Genomic DNA, 20,136 nt, shown 5'->3' with positions numbered 1-20,136 from the left:
CTTTATCATTTTCTATCAGTTTTACACACAAATAATCCTATAAATTTTCATATTTTTGAAAGAATCTTATACACACAAATGCAGTTTAAAAATCCTGAAGTTTTATACTTTTTATTTTTACTAATTATTCCTATTTTAGTGCATCTTTTTCAATTGCAAAAATTTGTAAAAGTACCCTTTACCAATGTTGCATTTTTACAGAAATTAGTACAACAGACTCGTAAAAGTTCTCGCATTAAAAAATGGTTAATTTTGGCAACTAGAATGCTTTTATTTACAGCGATACTTTTTGCATTTTCCCAACCTTATTTTAGCAATAAAGAAATAAAAACAAATCAACATTCTTTTATTTATTTAGACAATTCTTTAAGCACAAATACAGAAGGAGAAAAAGGAAACTTACTACAAACAGCAGCCAAAGAAATTATAGAGAATGCTTCTTTAGAAGATATCTATTCTTTACAAACCAACACAGATTTCTATGAAAATATTACGTATGAAGAGTTAAAAAATAGACTCCTAAACATTAAAAATACCTCTAAAAAACTTACTATTGAAGATGTTATACTTAGAAATACCTCTCAAAACAGTAATAAAAGTAAAACTTCACATAAAACAATATTAATATCTGATTTTCAGAATACTTATAAAAATGAGTTTACAAATGTAACAAGTAGTTTTTCTAGTGTAAAACTAGAAAATAGCAAGAAAAATAATATTTCTATTGATAGTGTTTTTGTGAATAACTCAAATACGACTAACCTAACTGTAAATGTTGTTATAAATAACAAAGGAGCAGCAAAAAACAACATTCCAATTGCTATTTTTAATAAAGAAAAGCTTCTAAGTAAACAGTCTTTTTCTATTGATGCAAACTCAAAAAAAACGATTGCGTTTACAATTCAAAATCAAACTAAATTTCTAGGAAAAATAGCTTTAACTTTTAGCGATACTTTTTCTTTTGATAACACTTTTTATTTCTCTTTAAATACGACAAAAAAAGCACCTGTTTTAAGCATAGGAAAAAGTGCAGCATTCTTAAATAAAATTTACACAAAAGACGAATTTAATTTTACAGAATCTACGCTGCAAAATGTAAATTACAATACCATACCAAAACAACAAATTGTTATCTTAAATGAGTTAGAAAACATCCCTGAAAGCTTATCAAAAAGTCTATTCAATTTTTCAAAAAAAGGAGGAACATTAGTAATCATTCCAAATAACAAAATAGATATTCAATCTTACAATTTGTTTTTGAAAAATATAACAAACACAACTATTCAATCTAAAATTTCAGATTCATTAAAAATTACGAATATCAATTTTAATCATCCTTTATTTAAAAATGTTTTTTCTAAAAAGGTTCTTAATTTTCAATACCCAGTTGTTGAAAGCTACTACCCAATTTCTTCAAAAAACAGCAGTAATATTGTTACTTACGAAAATAACTTACCTTTTATAAGTGAATTAAATAATTCAGCTAATAAAATTTATTTTGTTTCGAGTTCACTATCAAGAGAAAATAGCAATTTCCAAAACTCTCCTTTAATTGTGCCTATTTTTTACAATTTCGGAAAACTGAGTTTTCAACATTCTGAATTGTACTATTATTTAGATGAAGAAAACATTATTGATATTGAAACTAGCTTAGAAAAAGACGAAATTTTAACGGTTGTAAACGCTACTTCTTCATTCATTCCACCTCAACAAACGTATCAAAATAAAGTTTCTATCACCACAAAATCTGACCCTTTAGAAGCTGGTTTTTATTATATTTTAAGCCAAAAAGACACTTTACAGTCTATTGCATTTAATACGCCAAAAGAAGAAAGTTCGTTAACTTTCTTAGATATTAATTCTGTGAAAGAAGTCAATAACAATATTATATTCTCGTCTTCGATTGCTAGTTTTTTCGAAGATTTGAATAAAAAAAACGAAGTTCATTGGTTATGGAAATGGTTTTTAGCCTTGGCAATTGTATCTTTGCTTTTAGAAATTTTTATTTTAAAATTCTATAAATCATGAGTACGCTTCTTAAAAACGCAACTATTATAGATGCATCAAGCCCTTATCATCTTCAAAAAAAGGACATTTTAATTAGTAATGGCATCATCGAAAAAATTGCAGATTCTATCGAAAACGATCAAAACAACACACTTGTAGAACTAGAAAATTTGCATGTTTCTTGTGGCTGGTTTGACACGAGTGTTTGTTTTGGTGAACCTGGTTTTGAAGAGAGAGAAACTATTAAAAATGGTTTGCAAGTTGCAGCTAAAAGTGGTTTTACAGCAGTTGCTGTGAATGCCAATACACATCCTGTAATCGATTCTAAATCGGCTGTTGAATACCTTATAAATAAAGCTAAAAATGCTGCAGTAAAATTGTATCCAATAGCTGCACTAACTCAAAATAGCGATGGCAAAGAATTGGCTGAATTGTATGATATGCAACAATCTGGAGCCATTGCGTTTGCAGACTACAACAAACCAATAACTAACGATAACCTTATGAAAGTTGCTCTTTTATATGCTCAAAATTTTGATGGTTTGGTTTTTAGTTTTCCGAAAAATAATAGCATTGCTGGAGAAGGAATTGCCAACGAAGGCATTAATAGTACAAAATTAGGCCTCAAAGGAAATCCTGCTTTGGCAGAACACATACAAATTGCCAGCCATTTATTTTTACTAGAATATACTGGAGGTAAATTACACATTCCAACAATTTCTACTGCCAAATCTGTAGATTTAATTAAAGACGCAAAAAAGAAAGGTTTGCAAGTTACTTGCAGTGTGGCTGTGCATCACTTGGTTTTAACAGATGATGAATTAAACGAATTTGATAGTAATTTTAAAACAAACCCACCTTTAAGAACGAAAGAAGATATAAAAGCATTACAAAAAGGTGTAAAAACTGGAATTATAGACATTATTACATCCGATCATAACCCAATAGATATTGAGCATAAAAAAGTTGAATTTAGCGAAGCTAAAGATGGTGTTATTGGTTTAGAAAGTGCGTTTGGAGCTTTAAACTCGGTTTTAGATTTACAAGATTTTATCACTTGCTTAACCTCTAAACCTAGAAGTATTTTTGGCATAGAAAATACTTCTATCAAAGAAGGAAACAATGTTGATATTACTTTATTTAATCCTGATGAAAACTACACTTTTAAAATGGAAAATATTTTATCAACCTCAAAAAATAGCCCTTTTACAAATAAAAAACTAAAAGGAAAAGTTTACGGAATTTTTGCAAACAATCAACTTATTATAAATTAAATAATTATGGAAATATTAGATTTTGAAGAAAACGAAAATACAAGCGAAGGAAAAGTAGCTGCAGTTATTTCTCATTTTTGGATTGTAGGTTTAATAATTGCCTATGTAATGAACCTTAACAAAAAGAATACGTTTACAAGTTTTTACATTCGACAAATGATTGGGCTGAACTTAGCTCAATTTCTAAATGGCGTAATTGTCTATAAATATTTAGGAGGAACTGCTGGTTGGTTGGTAGGAGTTTTCTTATTTATCCTTTGGATTATTTCTTTAATTGGCGCTATAAAAGAAGAAGAAAAAGAAGTGCCAGTTCTTGGCGAGTATTTTCAGAATTGGTTTCAGGGAATTTAAATAAATAGTTATGAGTTTGCATTACATAGTAAGAAAGCCAATTTTAGAGAGCAAAAACCCGCCATTATTAATTTTATTGCATGGTTATGGAAGCAATGAGCAAGACTTGTTTTCATTTGCAGAAGAACTGCCTAAAGAAATGCTAATTGTAAGTGCACAAGCACCTTATGAAATAGTTTATGGAGGTTATGCCTGGTATGCTATTAATTTTGATGATGCGAATGGAAAATTTTCAGACTTAAAACAAGCCAAAGAATCTATTGATAAAATTGCCATTTTTATTGATGAAATAAAAGCAAAATACAACACAGCTGCTGATAAAACTTTTTTACTGGGTTTTAGTCAAGGAGCTATTTTAAGTTATTCTTTAAGTTTTATGTACCCTAATAAAGTGAATTATGTTATTGCTTTAAGTGGCTATATTAATGACAAGATGATTCCGAAACAAATTTCTAACAAAATAAAAACAGCTTATTATTGTTCTCATGGCACTGTAGACCAAGTTTTACCTATAGCTTGGGCCAGAAAAAGCAAACCATTTTTAGATAATTTAGGTGTGCAAAATGTGTATTCTGAATACAACGTTGGGCATGGAGTTGCACCACAAAACTTTTACAGTTTTAAATCTTGGATTGAAGAGCGTTTGTAGAAAAGGTGTTTTTCTTTATTGATTTTCTATTAAAAAATAGAGATTAACTAAATATTCTTCTTTAAAATTTCAACAAACTGAATGGCTGTAAAAGGTTTAGGAATTACATCTACAAAACCAATTTTTAAATAATGCTCAACATCTTCTTGTGAATTATTAGCAGTCATTGCTAAAAATGGAATTTTAGTATTCGATTTTTGAAGTTTTTCTTTACGTTTTATCAAATCTTCTCCAGAAAGATTTGGCATGTTAATATCTAGTAAAACAATATCGAAAGTGGTCTTTTCCATGGCTTCCATAGCTTCTACTCCATCTTTTACCAAAAGATAATTTGCTGCCTCTTTTTTAAGAATATGAGAAACAATAGAAAGATTCAAAAAGTTGTCATCTGCAACTAAAATTTTCTTGTCCTTAAGTGATGTAATTTCATAGGAATCCCTATCATCATCTTCTATTAAATCAGAATTCGTAGCAATTTTAAAAGGAATATCAATACTAATTGTGGTACCATATCTAAGAAAACTTTCCACAACTATAGCACCTTTCATTTCATTTACCAAACGTTTTACAATAGCCAAACCTAAACCAACACCTTTGTGCAATCTGTTATCACTCAATCTATTTTGTTGGTATTCTTCAAAAACTTTTGCAGCTTGCTCTTCTGTCATTCCTCTACCAGTATCTATTACTTTAAATCTAATTAACGTATTATTTTCATCAACAGAAATTGTTTCTACCACAGTTGTAACAGAACCTCTTGGCGTAAATTTTATAGAGTTATTAATTAAATTTGTTAAAATCTGAATTAGACGAACATTATCGCCCATAACCAATTTTGGCAAATTTTTAGCAACATCAAAATTTAATTTGATATCCAAATCGCTATGATTACTTTTATAATTATCTTCTATTTGATTTAAAATGTCAGCAATATTAATTGGCTCATTAATCAATAATAATTTACCAGCTTCTACTCTAGATAAATCTAAAATATCATCAACAATAACTTTTAAGTTTTGACCAGAAATAGTTAAGTATTTTAAATAATCTTGTATTTGAAGTGGAGTTTTTTCTTTATTAATAAGCTCTGTATATCCTAAAATTACATTTAAAGGGTTTCGAATTTCGTGACTCATCATTGCTAAAAAACGAGATTTTTCTTCGTTTGCTTTGTCTGCAATTTTTCTTAGCGCTATAAGTTCTTTATTCTTTTCAATAATTTCTCTTTTTAAGAAAAATAAATCGTTTCTACTTTGATTTAATTCTTTTACAACCTTGTAAACATTTGTTCGATTATGAATTAAAATAGAAACTTCGTTGTTAGATTTAAATAATTCTAAATCTACATTGTATTCTTTGTCTCCCTCTTTTAAAACCATCCCTTCTAAAAGAAAAGGTTCGCTTGTTTTTAAAGCTTCTAAAGTTCCTTCTAAATAAGGGCAATTTTTAAAAATAGTTTCTTGCATAGTAAAAGTTGAATACGCGAATTTACCTGCAACTATACTTTGAATAACACCATTTAAATTTGTTATTAATTCTATAAATACTTTATCAATTTTAGATGATCTCAATGGTTTTAATTTAAAGATTGTAGTGCCAAGTTCTTAAATGCAAATTCTACATTATCATCATCTTTCGCACTCGTAAAAATATCTACTTTTACAGAAATTTTATTTTTTACTTCCTCCAGTTCTTGTTCAGTTACAAGATCTTTTTTATTGCCCACAACAATAATATTTTCTAACCCAGAAAGGCTTTTAATCATCTCTAATTGCTTTTCTAAATTTATATACGTTTCTTCTCTGCTTAAATCGAAAACATACATGGCTGCACTAGCCCCTAAAAAATATGCTTTCGGTACCATTTCATCGTTATTTGTGCCAGCAATATCCCAAATAAGCAACTTAATTTCTTCATTTTTAATTTGAATTTCTTTAGTGCTTACTCTAACCCCAATTGTACTTATGTAATCTTCAGAAAAATCATTTAAAACAAATCGTCTAATGATAGATGTTTTTCCAACTCCAAAATTCCCTACTAATAAAACTTTTTTTGCAACCATTCTTTTTTTGGTAATATTCTAATCTTCGGTATTTATAAGAATCTTTTCTATTAACATATTTAATCGAATTTCATCTGTAAGATAGGTTCTATCTCTTAGAATTTTTTCTGCTAAGGTGTTCAAATTTTCTGATAAAATATCTTTAAACTCCCTATTTAATGCTCCAGATGTTGCAGTAGCAATGTAAATAGATTTAAAGTTTTGCATAGACAATTGAAAAGTTTCGAACTTAATATCTTCTAAATCTTGTCCTTCTTTAGAGAATGCATCTTCAGCAAAAGACTTTATGGCAGTTAACATGCCAGAAATCATGTCTTTATCTGCAATATTACCTCTAGAATAATTTCCAATTAACAACCCAGAATTCTCGCTAATCACAAAAACTTCTTCTATAATAGGTTCAAAAACTTCTTGTAAAACATCTTCTGCATCTGTCTTTTTTCCTTTAAACAGTCGTTTTATTATCTGTGTAATAGAAAATTTATTATTTATAGTTTCATTAATATTTTCTGAAAGTTTCGTAATTTCTGCAACAATAAACTTCTTCACCAATTTACCCATAATTGGGTAGAGTGCTTCCACAACTTCGTCTTGCGAATCTCTAATTTGAATTTTTATAGTCTGTGTAATAGTTTCTCCAAAATATTCTGGAAATCTTTCTTTTAGATCCTGAATTTTTTCATCAACTACTGGAGAAACTTTACTTCTAAATTTCTCTTTTTCTAAAAACTCGTCTTTTAGAGATTTTAGATCTTGCCTATCTTCCTTTAATAAAAGTTCTTTTAGTAATTCAAAACTGTTGTTTTCTTTATTATTGTCTACAATTAAGTTTTTCATCTATTCTTGCAACATCATTGCAATTTTCTCAAGGGCTTTTCCTAATTTTTTTCTATCTGCCTTTTCATCATCTAAATCAGCAATTCTTTTTTCTAAATCGTCATTTAGGTCCTGAAATTTGTGTTCCATTAAACTCTCTAAATCTGCCAATTTATTTTCTAAATGACTTACAGAATCTTCGAGATTCTTTTTAGTTTCTCCTTGTAACGCCTTTAATTTATTAGAAACCTCTTGAAATTCTGAATTGTATTGTTGTATGTTTTCACCAAATATTAAGTCCCTAACTGCAGCAATTCTATTATCAATTTGCTGATTACCAATAGTTTCATTATTGTGCTCAGTATTTTTTGCCATGGATTTTTCTGTTGATTAATAATTTAAATATTATAAACTATTGTCTTGAAAACAACAGCTGTAGAGACAAATATACATTAAAAAACAAATTACCAAAACCTATACTTTAATTTTTAAGCCATCGAAAGCTAAAAAAACATTTTTAGGTAATAATTTAGACACTTCTTTATGAAAGCCTAATTTATGACTAATGTGGGTAAAATATGTTTTTTTTGGTTTGATTTCTCTGACAAAATTTAATGCTTCTTCTAAATTAAAATGAGTGGGATGCTTTTCTATTCTTAACGCATTTACCACTAAAACATCTAAATTTTTTAATTTCTCTTTTTCTGATGTTGCTACGCTTTTAACATCTGTTAAATAAGCGAAATTTTCAATTCTATAAGCAGTTACAGGCAAATTACCATGCATTATTTCTAAAGGAGTCACTTTTAAATCATCAATAAAAAAAATGTCTTTATCAACTAAATTTGGATTTACACTTGGAGCTCCTGGATATCTGTTCTCCTTGCTAAAAATATATTGAAAACGTTGTTCTAAACTTTCTAAAGTTCTTTTATTTAAATAAGTAGGCATCTCTCCTATTTTATAACAAAATGGTCTTAAATCGTCTATACCTGCAGTGTGGTCTGAATGCTCGTGTGTAAATAAAACTCCATTAATTAACTGTACATTTTCACGCAACATTTGTTGTCTAAAATCTGGCCCACAATCTATTACATAAGATTTTTCTTTGTAAGAAATTAAAATAGACGAACGTAACCTTTTGTCTTTGCGATTCTTTGATAGGCAAACAGGATCGTTACTTGCAATCATTGGGATACCCTGTGAAGTACCAGTGCCTAAAAAAGTAATATTTAACAGTTTTTTATCATTACTCATTAAAACAAAAATAAGATAAAAATTGTCTATTAGCACTCTAATTTAGTACATTTGTTATCATTTTAAAACAGCAATCATGGCAATTTCTTTAAAAGGAGATCAAAAAATAAGTAGTGTACCTACAACAAAAAGTAAAGCATTAAGAATTAACCTAAATACAGACATTTACGGAACTTTTGCAGAAATTGGCGCAGGTCAAGAAACTGCTCGTAATTTTTTTAGATCGGGTGCTGCTTCTGGTACAATTGCAAAAGCAATGAGTGCTTACGATAAAGATTTCTCTGATGCAATTTACGGTATTGAAGAAGACAAACGTTATGTAACTGAGTCTCGTTTAAAAAAAATGTTGCGTCACGAAATCGATTTAATAGAAGACAGATTAAGTAGACAAAAACACCCAGACAAACTATTTTTTAGTTACGCAAATACGGTTACAACTATAGATTTTGCAAGAAAATTTAAAGGTCATGGTTGGGTAGGAATTCGTTTTCAATTAGATCCTTTAGAAGGTTATAATGAAATTGTACTGCATCTTCGTTTTAAAGAAACAGATGCACGTTTGCAACAAGAAACTCTTGGTGTTTTAGGTGTTAATCTAATCTATGGTGCTTTTTATTTAAATGATAATCCTAAAGAAATGGTAAAATCTTTTTACGATAATTTAGGTAGCCACCAAATAGAAATTGATATGATTAATTTCTCTGGCCCGCGTTTTATGTATGTAGACAATAGATTAATGAGTTTACAATTGCTTAAAAATGGAATGACAAATGCAGTAATGTTTGGTCCTGATGGTAATAACTTATTGCCTGCTCATGAGCTTTACAAAAAAAATATTTTAGCTTTACGTGGAAGTTTTAGACCTGTTACAAAGGTGAATATGGACATGTTTGAGCAATCTAAAAAAATGTTTTTTGCAGAAAATAAAGTTGAAGAAAAGAAAACTCAAATTATTTTTGAAATTACTCTGAGTAATTTAACTGCTGAAGGAGAAATTAACGAAAGAGACTTTTTAGATAGAGCCGAATTACTTTGTTCTTTGGGGCAAAATGTAATGATTACTAGTTTTCAACAATATTTTAAATTAGTAGAGTATTTTAGTGAATTTACCAAAGAAAGAATGGCACTTGCAATGGGTGTTTATAATCTGATTCAAATTTTTGACGAGAAATATTACAGAGATTTAAGTGGTGGAATTTTAGAGGCTTTTGGTAAACTTTTTTATAGAGATTTAAAAGTATACATGTATCCTTACCATGACCCTGCTTCTGGCGAATATATAAATAGCGATAATTTAAAAGTTCACCCAAGAATGAAAGAGTTGTACAAATTCTTTAAAAACAATGGTAAACTTCTTGATATAAAAGATTTTGACAAAGACATTTTAGATATTTTTTCTAGAACCGTTCTGAAAATGATTATGGATGGCGAAAAAGGCTGGGAAGAAATGTTGCCAGAAGGCATTGCTGAAACCATAAAACAAAAACGTTTATTTGGTTACTCTAGAACTAGATCTAAAAATTAATCTCTTTTACTTTAAACCTTTTTAGTATTTCTTTGTCTTATGTAAAAGCATTTTTTTTTGACAGACGAAATAACTTTAATAGCAGAACTACAAAATAGCAAAACAAGAGAAAAAGCTTTTCGTGTTTTAATAACGCTATATAAAGAACGTTTATATTGGCACATTCGTAAAATTGTTATTACGCATGATGATGCTGATGATGTTTTACAAAATACGTTTATCAAAATTTTTAAAAACATCGAAAAATTTAATCAAGAAAGTAAATTGTACTCTTGGATGTATAGAATTGCCACAAACGAATCTATCACATTTATAAACAAAAGAGCCAAGGAGAGAAACTTAGACATCTCCGATTATCATCAAAACTTAGTGAGCACTTTACAAAGCGATGTGTTTTTTTCTGGAGATGAAATTCAGTTAATTTTACAAAAAGCAATTGCAACTTTGCCACAAAAACAGCAACTCGTTTTTAATATGAAATATTTTGATGAGTTAAAATATGAAGAAATGTCAACTATTCTAGAAACCTCTGTTGGCGCGTTAAAAGCCTCTTATTTTCATGCAATAAAAAAAATAGAAGCTTTTATAAAAGCAAATTCAGATTAAACCTTTTATAAAAATAAAGGTCTAAATAATATATGGAAAACGATTTAAAAAATAGCGAAGAATTTATTAATAGAAAAACTGGCAAGAAAACTGGTTTTTCTGCTCCTACAGACTATTTTACTAATTTAGAAGAAACTATTACCACTAAAATTGTAGCAGAAAATTTCTCAAATAAAATCGCGTTTAATGTTCCAAATAATTACTTTAAAAACTTAGAAGATGTTGTTTTAGAGAAAGTTACATCCAAAGAAAAAGTAACAAAAATTATTTCTTTAAAAGAAAGAGTTTTAAAAATGATACCTTATGCAGCAGCAGCCTCTATTGTATTATTTCTTGGTTTGAATTCTTATGTTTTTGATGCCAAAGAAATTTTAACTTTAGACTCTCTTTCTGATAATGATATTGAATATTGGTTAGAATCTAGCACTATTAATACCAATGATGTTGTTTTAATTTTACAAGAAGATATTTTAGAAGACCATGCGTTTTCTTTCTATGAAATAAAAGACGAAACTATCGAAGATTATATAAATTCTATCGATAATACATCTTTGTTAAATGAATTCAATTAAAATATAGATGATGAAAAAACAAATAACCTTAATTAGTATCTGTTTATTCTGTGTAATTTCTTTATCAGCGCAAATGAATAAAGAAAGTAGAGAAAAAATTAATACACTTAAAATTGCTTATTTAACTGAGCAATTGAATTTAACCTCTCTTGAGGCCGAAAAGTTTTGGCCTATATACAATGCTTACGATAAAGAACAAAACAACTTAAGAAACGAGAATAGAACCCGATTAAAAGCTTTAATTCAAAAGAATGGCTCTATAGATTCTATAAGTGAGCAGGAAGCTGAAAAATTAATTAATTTAAAAATAAAAGGCGATAAGAAATTAATTGAAATTCAAGAAAGATTTATTGAAAAAATAAGAACAGTTATTTCTTACAAAAAGTTAATTAAACTACAAGTCTCAGAAATGGAATTCGCTAGAAAACTAATGAGGAAATATAAAAGAAAAGATTCTACAAACAGGGAATAATTATAAAAAAAGGAAGCTAATAGCTTCCTTTTTTTATTTTATTAAATTCATACAAACAAATAATTCTGGTTTGTTTGCAGTAAATTCTCTTAACCAAATTGTTAACTCTTTAATTTCGTAAGGCAATAAGATTTTTAGGGCTTTCCCCAATTCTTTACAGAACAAATCTGAATTAAAACTTACTTTTTGTAATACAGTTAATGTGTACTCGAACATTGCTCTAGCCATAATATTATAGTATTTACTTATATATAAAACGTAAACTAAATCCTTTTAGTATACTCAAAAATAATAAAAAAACCAACATCTTTTACAGATGTTGGTCTTAAAATTTTGTTTATAAAATGTTAATATAATTAGCTCATAAAAACTATAAACCGTTAATCTTTTCAACCAAAGCTTTAGCTTCAGTTTCTAATGCTGCGTTTATAGCTTTATAGTGTGCTTTTTTATTTTCTACTTTATTTGCATTTACTTTTGCAATTAGAGTATCGAATGTATCAATAGCTTCATCTATAATAGCCTCTCCCTTTTTAGGTTCATTTTTTAACGTAGCTACATCTAATGCATATTCTATAACATCTCCTAAAACGTAGTTAATATCTTTCTTTAAGTTTTTTATACTTGCCATAATTCATTATTTAATTGGTGCAAAGTTAGTTTATTTATTTAAAAGAGCCTTAAAACATCTTTTATATTTGCAACAGTATGATACTTGAAATTATTCGAAGCTTCTTCAGAAATTTCTTCATGTGCCCAAGTTGTGTGAAAAGGAATGTGAATTGCTGATGCACCAATTTCTATTAATGGCAAAACATCTGATTTTAAAGAATTACCAATCATTAAAAACTCTGATGGATGAATATCTAAATGTTTTATGAGTTTTTTGTAATCTTTCTCTTTCTTATCGCTCATTACTTCTATATGATGAAAATAGTTAAGCAAATTCGATTTTTCAAGTTTTCTCTCTTGGTCTAACAAATCTCCTTTTGTAGCAACTATTAATTTAAACCTATCTTGTAAAGAGCTTAAAACCTCCTCTATTCCATCTAATAATTCTATAGGTTCATTTAGCATTTTTTTACCTATGTTTAAAATTGCCTCAATGGTTTTTGGGTTAATTTTATAGTTAGATAATTCTAAAGCACATTCTATCATCGATAATATAAAACCTTTGACTCCATAGCCATAATAGGCAAGATTTTCTATTTCTTTTCTAAAAAGCTCTTGATCTATTTTATTTTCAGTTTCGTATTTTGCTAATAATTTTGCGAATTGATGCTCTGCTTCTCTAAAATAAGTTTCGTTCACCCATAAAGTGTCATCAGCATCAAAAGCAATAACTTTTATGTTTTTATACATTATTTACCTAAAAATTTAATTGCTTTTTCTAAATCTTCTGGGGTATCAATTCCTACAGCCTCAAAAGTAGTTTCTACCATTTTAATTTTTTTACCTATTTCTTGATATCTAATGGCTTCAATTTTTTCTGCGGCTTCTAAAGGTGTAATGGGTGTGTTGTAAAAATCGATTAGAGCTTGTTTTCTAAACGCATAAACACCTTTATGTTTATAATATTTTACTTCGATATTTGTATCTCTGTGATAAGGAATTACGCTTCTAGAAAAGTAAAGCGCCATATTATTTACATCTGTAATTACTTTTACATTATTAGGATTTTCTATTTCTACTTGCTCTTTTATTTGCACTTTTAAAGATGCCAAATCAATTTCTTTTTTAACATCATTTTTAAAAACTTCCACTAATTTTGATAGCGAAATTTCATCTATAAAAGGTTCATCTCCTTGCACATTAACTACAACATCTACATCCATAAACTCCACAGCTTCTGCAATTCTATCAGAACCACACTCGTGTTCTTTTATACTTAAAAGTACTTTTCCATTAGCATTTTTAATATGATTAAAAATAATATCAGAATCTGTAACTACATAAACCTCGCTAAATAATTTACTATTTAATGCAGCTTCATAGGTTCTTAAAATTACCGATTTTCCACCTAAATCTTTCATTAATTTCCCTGGAAAACGAGATGCATTATAGCGTGCAGGAATCATTGCAATTACTTTCATAAAAATTTTTATTGATACATCAAAGATAATATTTAAATAAATAGTGTTTATTCTATTTTAACTTTTCTCATAACTTTGAATGAAGTAAAAGCAAAATCTTTGAAAAGCATGTTAGAATATGTAGAAGTTATTTATACTATTGTATGGCTTTATTCTGCTTTTTTTTAGGTTTTACTACTAGAATTATAATTCTTAGTATTTCACATAAATTATTCTAAGGTAAAAAAGGAATTAGGCAATAAGCAAACATTAGAAAAATAAAAGAAGTAAAAAATTGTATTTTTGAATTTTTAATGCCTTATTTTTAAAAAGTAAATTACTATGAATCAAATCTGTAACTTATTTTTTTTTTAAATAACAAAACACATATAATCAACTAAAAACTATACTATGGGAATTTTCTGGGATTTAATACAACAAAACGAAATACAAGAACAAAGCGAAAAATCTAAAAATTTAGAAGATCGAGTTTTACAACTTGAAAAAGAACTTATCGAAACCAAATTAATTCTTAAAAAAACGCTAATTGCTTTAGAAAATTATCTTGAAAAAGATATAGATGGTGATGGTAAAACAGGCAGCTAATTAATACATTATTTATGATAAAATTCTTCAGAAAAATAAGACAAAATTACACCATGAAAAACCAATCATCAAAATATATAAAATATGCTATTGGCGAAATTGTACTGGTTGTAATAGGTATTTTAATTGCTGTTAGTATTAATGACTGGAGTGAAACCAATAAACAAAAACAAGAGCTACAAAATATCTATACAATAATATCTGAAGATTTAAAACAAGATATTAAACATGTAGATGAAATTATAGAACAATATAAAATTAGAGATTCCATTTTTCAGAGAATACTAAACAATAAAATAACCAAAGAAGATTATAAAAATTGTTTATTTTGTACAAGAGTTATTACGGGTTATCCCGATTTAACAATCAATAAAAACGGATATAATTTATTGGCAAAATATACGAATAATTCAAAATATTATAAAGATAGTTTGCAGTTAAGAGCAATGCAGTTTTATACAAAACAACTAGTAGAATTGCATGCAGATGATGGAATAATTTCGGAAGATTTAAAAAGTAATTACACAGATTGGAAAAACAATTACCATTGGTTTGCAGATTATATTACTGGAAGAAATTTAGATGGTTTTATAGATTATGCTTTAAACGACCCAGATTACAAAAATAGAGTTGCAAATTTTTATTTTTTACACATAAAAATATATGCACAAATACTTGAAAATTTTAATCAAGAAGCCACCATCATTTTAAGCGATATTAAAAAAAGAATAAATTAAGCTTTCTTCAATTCTTTTAAAAATTTAAAAAAACGAACTTTGATAAAATTAAAGACTAAAATAAATAAATTAATAAAGGATATTTTTGGCAATCATTATCGTCTTAACTCGTTTTGCAGTCTCATAACAGAAATTAAAGTATTTAGACAAAAAGAATTTAATAATATCTTAAAACCATTTCAAATAATTTAAAAAGAGATACCTTAGTAGTAGAGATTATTTAAATACTATATAGAACAAGAAAAAAATAAAAGTAAATTAAAGAAAATACTTAACCAATATATCTTAAAATAAAAATAATGGACGGTTTTAATATTATAATGATTATTGCAATTATTTTATTCGCAAGATTAGGAATTCGCTTGCTTATTGGCTACAAAAAAAGCAAAAAAAATGATCAACATTAATTATTGAAAATATAATGTATTGTTAAACTGCAAATTAACAGACCTTAAGACCTCATAATTTTACCTATATTCGCTACTTCAATTTATTGGAGTATAAAGTGATAAAAAAACAACTATTTTTCTACATAATACTATTGTTTTTCATGAAGTTATTTGCCTCAGAAAGAACATTATATGTAGATAACTTTAGTAATATTCTAGGAAGTCCAACCAGCGAAGATAAATTACTATCTTTTGCTAAAAAATATAATTTTACAACCTTAATTTTATACGAATTAAATAAAGTTGATAAAAGAATTACGCTCTCAGATCCAAGAAAAAACAACGTTTTGGCAGAATTTATTTCGAAAGCTAAAAACAAATATTATATATCTAAAATCGGTGCTTCTGGAGAATGCGCATCCTTCTTTACGAATACTATAAATGTTTACAACAAAAGCAGAGAAAAAAATGAAGAAAAATTTGATATTTACAATCTAGAGTATGAATATTGGTCTAAAAAAGCATCTGGAATAGAAGGTTATTATTGTGTGAATTATTTAGAAGGAAACTCTATTCCATGTAATAGAGAAGGTTCGTTTGATTTTTTTGTTGAGAATTTGAAAGAGTTAAAAGAAATTTCCTTAGATAATAAAAACCCTATTCAGATAGAGGCGTATGTAGGCTACTTTACTCAAAATGAAATTAATAAAATTACACAATATTGCGATCGATTATTAATACATGCTTTTGGCAAAAACCCAAGAGTTTCTTATGAAATTGCAAAGAATAATCTAGAGAATTTACTCAAAATTACTAGCAAAATAAAAACTTCTATAATGCTTTCTTCACAAATGGATCATTTAGGATATTGGTTTAAGTTTAATCATTTAGATAGAGCTGAAGAACTTTTTTTTAAAGAAATGAACATCGTGAATTCTCAAATGGAGAAGAAATTAAATCTAGATGGTTTTAGTTATCATTCCTACTCCGATTTAGAAAAATCCGTAAACTATTATTCGTACACAAGAAATTAAATTGAATGAAGATTTTTTAGAAGCAACATTTTTTTGATAGTTTTTTACTTACCACAAAAATAATTTTATAATTTTTCATAGTTTTTTTTTTATTCTAAAAAAAATTATATATTTGTAAAACTTTTAACCCCCTAATCCCCTAGTTATGAAATTCCCAAAATTTCTATACATTTTCAGGTTTCCCATTATTAAAACATATTGTTCTGAAAGCATTTTGTGCGTAAATGAATTTTATCATACTCTTGGAAACACATTTAAAGAAGATAAAATACCACAATTTAAGCTCGAAAACGGTTTTGAAAAAATTGTACCTTACTATTTAAATAAAGTTAACTACTGCTTAACCCAAAAAAATATAGCACTCTTTTTTATTTAATTAAATATCGTTTAAAAACTTTTTAACCCCCTAATCCCTATAGTTATGAAATTCCCAAAATTTCTATTAATTCCATTATTTCCTTTTTTTAAAACTCACAGTTCTGAAAGCATTTTGTGCGTAAATAAATTTTATCATACTCTTGGAAACACATTTAAAGAAGATAAAATACCACAATTTAAACTCGAAAACGGTTTTGAAAAAATTGTACTTTATTATTTAAATAAAGTTAACCAATGGTTAACCCAAAAAAATATAGCATTCTTTTTTATTTAAATAAATAACGTTTAAAAAACTTTTTTAACCCCCTAATCCCCTTAGTTATGAAATTCCCAAAATTTCTATTAATTCGACTATTGCTTATTTTTAAAACCTACAGTTCTGAAAGAATTTTGTACGTGCATGAATTTTATCATAAACTTGGAAACAGATTTCAAGAAGATAGAATACTACAATTTAAACTTGGAAACTGTTTTGAAAAAATTGCACTTTATTATTTAAATAAAGTTAACCAGCATAGCTGCTGGCTGAACCCTCAAAATAAATCATTCTTTTTTATTTAAAAAAATAACGTTTAAAAAAAAAATTAACCCCTAATCCCTTTAGTTATGAAATTCCCAAAATTTCTATTAATTCGACTATTGCTTATTTTTAAAACCTACAGTTCTGAAAGAATTTTGTATGTGCATGAATTTTATCATAAACTTGAAAACAGATTTCAAGAAGATAGAATACTACAATTTAAACTTGGAAACTGTTTTGAAAAAATTGCACTTTATTATTTAAATAAATTTAACCAGCATAGCTGCTGGCTGAACCCTCAAAATAAATCATTCTTTTTTATTTAAAAAAATAACGTTTAAAAATTTTTAACCCCCAAATCCCTTTAGCCATGAAATTCCATAAATTTCTATTAATCGCCTTATTCCTTATTTTTAAAACCTACAGTTCTGATAGAATCTTGTATGTAGATGAATTTTATCACATTCTTGGTAATACTTTTAAAGAAGAGAAACTATTACAATTTACGTTAGAGAACGGTTTTGACAAGATTATACTCTATGATTTGCATAAAGTGAACAAATATTATCCACTGGCAGATCCTAAAAAAAACCACATTCTAGCCAAATTTATTTATAAAGCAAAAGTAAATTATGGTTTAAAAGAAGTTGGTGGTTCTGGCGAAAGTGGCGAGTTTTTTATGAATGCCATACATGCTTACAATAAAACTAGAAAAAATCCGAATGAAAAATTTGATTCGTATAATTTAGAATACGAGTATTGGAAAGAAGATGATTCTTCTGAAGGAGGATATTATTGTGAAAGCTACTTAAAAAGGTATGGAAAAACCTGTGATAGAGCAGGAACATTTGATTTTTTCTTAAACTCTCTTTCTACTATGAAAGCTTTGGCTGGCAACAGTAATCATCCAATAAAAATAGAGGCTTATGTTGGTAAATTCGAGAAGCATGAAATTAATAAAATCGCAAAACTTGTAGATAGATTATTGGTGCATGTATACGTTAGGGATCCAAAAAAAGGATTTAATTATGTAAGTAAAAGGTTACAATTTTTATCAGAAATAGAGAAAAAACCAATCGTTTCCATTATTTATTCTTCAGAAACCTTATTTATGGGAGGTTGGCTAAAGTATAATTCACTAAAAAAAGGAGAAAAGATTTTCTTGGATAGCATGCAAGCAGAAGACAAACAACTTTTAAAGAATATAAATTTTACAAATTTCACATATTACAACTACAATCAATTAGCAAAATCTGTAGATTATTACAACTACTTACAAGCATTGGCATACAAAAAAGAAGCTAAAGAAAACTTGGATGCAATAGCATCTAAATAATTTTTTAATAAAATATTGAGTCTATATAAATATTCAATTAAAAAATATTTACGGGATTAGATTTTCTTTAGTTGATACCAAATTTATATACGACAAAACACCAATGCTGTGGGAGGCTTTGGTGTTTTTTGTTTTGATAATTCTTTAAAAATTATTATATTTACTACGAATAATACAAAAAAAATATTAATTTTACATAATTTTATTAAAAATGATAATTGCATTTTAACAAACTCTAATTCTCCCAAACCATGTTTATTAAAAAAATCTTAATAGTTTTTTTTATTTTTTTTATTCCACAAACAAATATATTTTGTCAGCAAAGAACTTTATATGTAGATGATTTTAAAAATATTATAGGAAACGAAAAAAAAGAAAACAAACTACTTTCTTTCGCAAAAGACAATAAGTTTACTGGTTTAATATTATATGATTTAGACAAAATTGACAAAAAGTATTTTCATCTAGCTGATAACTCCAAAAATATATTACTCGTAAATTTTATATTAAAAGCAAGAAAAGATTATAATATTCAAGAAATTGGAGCTTCTGGAGAAAATGGCGCTTTTTTTATTGATGAAATTGAGCCCTACAACAAAGCTAGAAACAATCCTGATGAACAATTTGATGTATATAATTTAGAGTATGAATATTGGAAATACGATTCATCTAGGTTTGGTGGCTATTATTGTGAAAACTATCTAAGAAAAAATGGAATACCATGTAATAGAAATGGAAGTTATATTTATTACAAAGAATCTCTATCTATAATGAGCCTATTGACTAAAGAAAGTACAAAAAAAATAAAAGTAGAGGCTTATCTAGGTAATTTTAAAGCTGATGAAATTAAAAATATTACAAAACATGTAGATAGAATTCTTATTAGTGGTTTCGCAAACACACCTAAAAAAAGTTTTAAAACGGTTAAAAAGCGACTAGAAATAGTTTCAAATTGTTCTTGTAAGCCAGAAGTTTATATAATTTTTTCATCTGAATTGGAATATATGAAAGGCTATTTAACCTATAATTCGTTAGATGATGTAGAGAAAATTTTTATAGATGAAATGAAGAAACAAAATATTTACAACAAAATAAATTTTAAAGGATTTGCTTACTACAATTATTCGATGACAGAATATGCTGTAAATAAAGAAACTATAAGAAGAACAGGGATTAAAAATTAATTTATTTATTAACCAGAATAACTCACAAAGTTTCTTGGAGTTTCGTACAAAGTAATTTTTAAATCTAAATTTTCTGGCAGGTGTTTTCTCAGCTTGTCATAAGTTACAACACAAATATTCTCTGCTGTTGGGTTTAATTCCTGAAATTCAAGAACTTCTACATTTAAGTTTTTATGATCAAAGCAATCTTCAATTTCTGATTTTATAATATTTCTTAAAATTCCTAAATCATAAACATAACCTGTTTCTTTATCAATTTCTCCAGTTAAAGAAACGATTAGCTCGTAAT

23 protein-coding genes are annotated in these 20,136 nt (G+C 27.3%); 13 read left to right on the top strand and 10 right to left on the bottom strand.

Annotated elements, in window-relative coordinates:
* Nucleotides 1-78 precede the first annotated feature (78 nt).
* Genes WAO74_RS00370 through WAO74_RS00355 form a run of 4 tightly spaced genes read left to right on the top strand, consistent with a single transcriptional unit; the run spans nucleotide 79 to nucleotide 4,281 of the window.
* Nucleotides 79-2,028: a BatA domain-containing protein gene (locus WAO74_RS00370; RefSeq protein ID WP_422158735.1), complete on the top strand. Its 1,950-nt coding sequence runs from the start codon at nucleotides 79-81 to the stop codon at nucleotides 2,026-2,028.
* Nucleotides 2,025-3,281 (top strand): dihydroorotase, encoded by a 1,257-nt coding sequence (locus tag WAO74_RS00365; protein ID WP_422158734.1) that lies wholly within the window; start codon nucleotides 2,025-2,027, stop codon nucleotides 3,279-3,281. The genes WAO74_RS00370 and WAO74_RS00365 overlap by 4 nt, the downstream gene beginning before the upstream one ends.
* A gap of 6 nt (nucleotides 3,282-3,287) precedes the next feature.
* Nucleotides 3,288-3,632, top strand: a complete 345-nt coding sequence (locus WAO74_RS00360) for a DUF4870 domain-containing protein (protein ID WP_422158732.1) — start codon at nucleotides 3,288-3,290, stop codon at nucleotides 3,630-3,632.
* 10 nt (nucleotides 3,633-3,642) lie between these two features.
* Entirely contained in the window at nucleotides 3,643-4,281 is a 639-nt protein-coding gene (locus tag WAO74_RS00355) for an alpha/beta hydrolase (protein ID WP_422158730.1), read from the top strand.
* A gap of 47 nt (nucleotides 4,282-4,328) precedes the next feature.
* Here WAO74_RS00355 and WAO74_RS00350 read toward each other — a convergent pair whose 3' ends face one another.
* The 5 genes from WAO74_RS00350 to WAO74_RS00330 form a co-directional block, all read right to left on the bottom strand.
* Nucleotides 4,329-5,852 carry a hybrid sensor histidine kinase/response regulator gene (locus WAO74_RS00350; protein WP_422158729.1) on the bottom strand — a complete coding sequence of 508 codons (1,524 nt, stop codon included), beginning with the start codon at nucleotides 5,850-5,852 and terminating at the stop codon, nucleotides 4,329-4,331.
* 5 nt (nucleotides 5,853-5,857) lie between these two features.
* Nucleotides 5,858-6,343, bottom strand: a complete 486-nt coding sequence (locus WAO74_RS00345; RefSeq protein ID WP_422158728.1) for a Rab family GTPase — start codon at nucleotides 6,341-6,343, stop codon at nucleotides 5,858-5,860.
* Nucleotides 6,344-6,361: 18 nt separating this feature from the next.
* Entirely contained in the window at nucleotides 6,362-7,180 is an 819-nt protein-coding gene (locus tag WAO74_RS00340) for a cell envelope biogenesis protein OmpA (RefSeq protein ID WP_422158727.1), read from the bottom strand.
* Entirely contained in the window at nucleotides 7,181-7,534 is a 354-nt protein-coding gene (locus tag WAO74_RS00335) for a hypothetical protein (RefSeq protein ID WP_422158726.1), read from the bottom strand. It lies immediately after the preceding gene.
* A 99-nt stretch (nucleotides 7,535-7,633) separates the two neighbouring features.
* Nucleotides 7,634-8,416 carry an MBL fold metallo-hydrolase gene (locus WAO74_RS00330; protein WP_422158725.1) on the bottom strand — a complete coding sequence of 261 codons (783 nt, stop codon included), beginning with the start codon at nucleotides 8,414-8,416 and terminating at the stop codon, nucleotides 7,634-7,636.
* Nucleotides 8,417-8,492: 76 nt separating this feature from the next.
* On the opposite strand from WAO74_RS00330, the gene WAO74_RS00325 reads away from it, so the two are divergent.
* Genes WAO74_RS00325 through WAO74_RS00310 form a run of 4 tightly spaced genes read left to right on the top strand, consistent with a single transcriptional unit; the run spans nucleotide 8,493 to nucleotide 11,591 of the window.
* A complete protein-coding gene (locus WAO74_RS00325; RefSeq protein ID WP_422158724.1) occupies nucleotides 8,493-9,941 on the top strand; it encodes a TonB-dependent receptor in 1,449 nt (482 codons plus the stop codon).
* Nucleotides 9,942-9,998: 57 nt separating this feature from the next.
* Complete coding sequence (locus tag WAO74_RS00320; protein ID WP_422158723.1) at nucleotides 9,999-10,547, top strand: RNA polymerase sigma factor; 549 nt, start codon at nucleotides 9,999-10,001, stop codon at nucleotides 10,545-10,547.
* A 32-nt stretch (nucleotides 10,548-10,579) separates the two neighbouring features.
* Nucleotides 10,580-11,119, top strand: a complete 540-nt coding sequence (locus WAO74_RS00315; protein WP_422158721.1) for a hypothetical protein — start codon at nucleotides 10,580-10,582, stop codon at nucleotides 11,117-11,119.
* Nucleotides 11,120-11,129: 10 nt separating this feature from the next.
* Nucleotides 11,130-11,591, top strand: a complete 462-nt coding sequence (locus WAO74_RS00310) for a sensor of ECF-type sigma factor (RefSeq protein ID WP_422158719.1) — start codon at nucleotides 11,130-11,132, stop codon at nucleotides 11,589-11,591.
* Between the two features lie 33 nt (nucleotides 11,592-11,624).
* Here WAO74_RS00310 and WAO74_RS00305 read toward each other — a convergent pair whose 3' ends face one another.
* From WAO74_RS00305 to kdsB, 4 genes are all read right to left on the bottom strand, one after another.
* Nucleotides 11,625-11,819 (bottom strand): hypothetical protein, encoded by a 195-nt coding sequence (locus WAO74_RS00305; protein ID WP_422158718.1) that lies wholly within the window; start codon nucleotides 11,817-11,819, stop codon nucleotides 11,625-11,627.
* 142 nt (nucleotides 11,820-11,961) lie between these two features.
* A complete protein-coding gene (locus WAO74_RS00300; RefSeq protein ID WP_422158717.1) occupies nucleotides 11,962-12,222 on the bottom strand; it encodes a hypothetical protein in 261 nt (86 codons plus the stop codon).
* Between the two features lie 38 nt (nucleotides 12,223-12,260).
* Nucleotides 12,261-12,953, bottom strand: coding sequence for an HAD family hydrolase (locus WAO74_RS00295; protein WP_422158716.1), 693 nt, complete (start codon nucleotides 12,951-12,953; stop codon nucleotides 12,261-12,263).
* Nucleotides 12,953-13,684: a 3-deoxy-manno-octulosonate cytidylyltransferase gene (kdsB, locus tag WAO74_RS00290; RefSeq protein WP_422158715.1), complete on the bottom strand. Its 732-nt coding sequence runs from the start codon at nucleotides 13,682-13,684 to the stop codon at nucleotides 12,953-12,955. Before kdsB ends, WAO74_RS00295 begins: the two co-directional genes overlap by 1 nt.
* Before the next feature lie 390 nt (nucleotides 13,685-14,074).
* On the opposite strand from kdsB, the gene WAO74_RS00285 reads away from it, so the two are divergent.
* The 5 genes from WAO74_RS00285 (at nucleotide 14,075) to WAO74_RS00265 (ending at nucleotide 19,847) form a co-directional block, all read left to right on the top strand.
* The gene (locus tag WAO74_RS00285) at nucleotides 14,075-14,269 is read left to right on the top strand and encodes a hypothetical protein (protein WP_422158714.1); all 195 of its coding nucleotides are present in this window, start codon (nucleotides 14,075-14,077) and stop codon (nucleotides 14,267-14,269) included.
* A gap of 14 nt (nucleotides 14,270-14,283) precedes the next feature.
* Nucleotides 14,284-15,006, top strand: a complete 723-nt coding sequence (locus WAO74_RS00280) for a DUF6090 family protein (protein WP_422158712.1) — start codon at nucleotides 14,284-14,286, stop codon at nucleotides 15,004-15,006.
* Between the two features lie 550 nt (nucleotides 15,007-15,556).
* On the top strand, nucleotides 15,557-16,429 hold the full coding sequence (locus WAO74_RS00275) for a hypothetical protein (protein WP_422158711.1): 873 nt from the start codon (nucleotides 15,557-15,559) through the stop codon (nucleotides 16,427-16,429).
* Nucleotides 16,430-17,697: 1,268 nt separating this feature from the next.
* Complete coding sequence (locus tag WAO74_RS00270) at nucleotides 17,698-18,663, top strand: hypothetical protein (RefSeq protein ID WP_422158709.1); 966 nt, start codon at nucleotides 17,698-17,700, stop codon at nucleotides 18,661-18,663.
* 251 nt (nucleotides 18,664-18,914) lie between these two features.
* Nucleotides 18,915-19,847: a hypothetical protein gene (locus WAO74_RS00265; RefSeq protein ID WP_422158708.1), complete on the top strand. Its 933-nt coding sequence runs from the start codon at nucleotides 18,915-18,917 to the stop codon at nucleotides 19,845-19,847.
* Nucleotides 19,848-19,855: 8 nt separating this feature from the next.
* Here the strand turns inward: WAO74_RS00265 and WAO74_RS00260 are convergent.
* Nucleotides 19,856-20,136, bottom strand: a 281-nt coding sequence (locus WAO74_RS00260) for a 6-pyruvoyl trahydropterin synthase family protein (RefSeq protein WP_422158706.1), incomplete at its 5' end; no start/stop codon positions are given.

The sequence above is a fragment of the Polaribacter sp. genome, assembly GCF_049276715.1.
In the GTDB taxonomy this organism is placed as follows: Bacteria; Bacteroidota; Bacteroidia; order Flavobacteriales; family Flavobacteriaceae; genus Polaribacter.
This window is presented reverse-complemented; position numbering and strand designations above follow the sequence as displayed.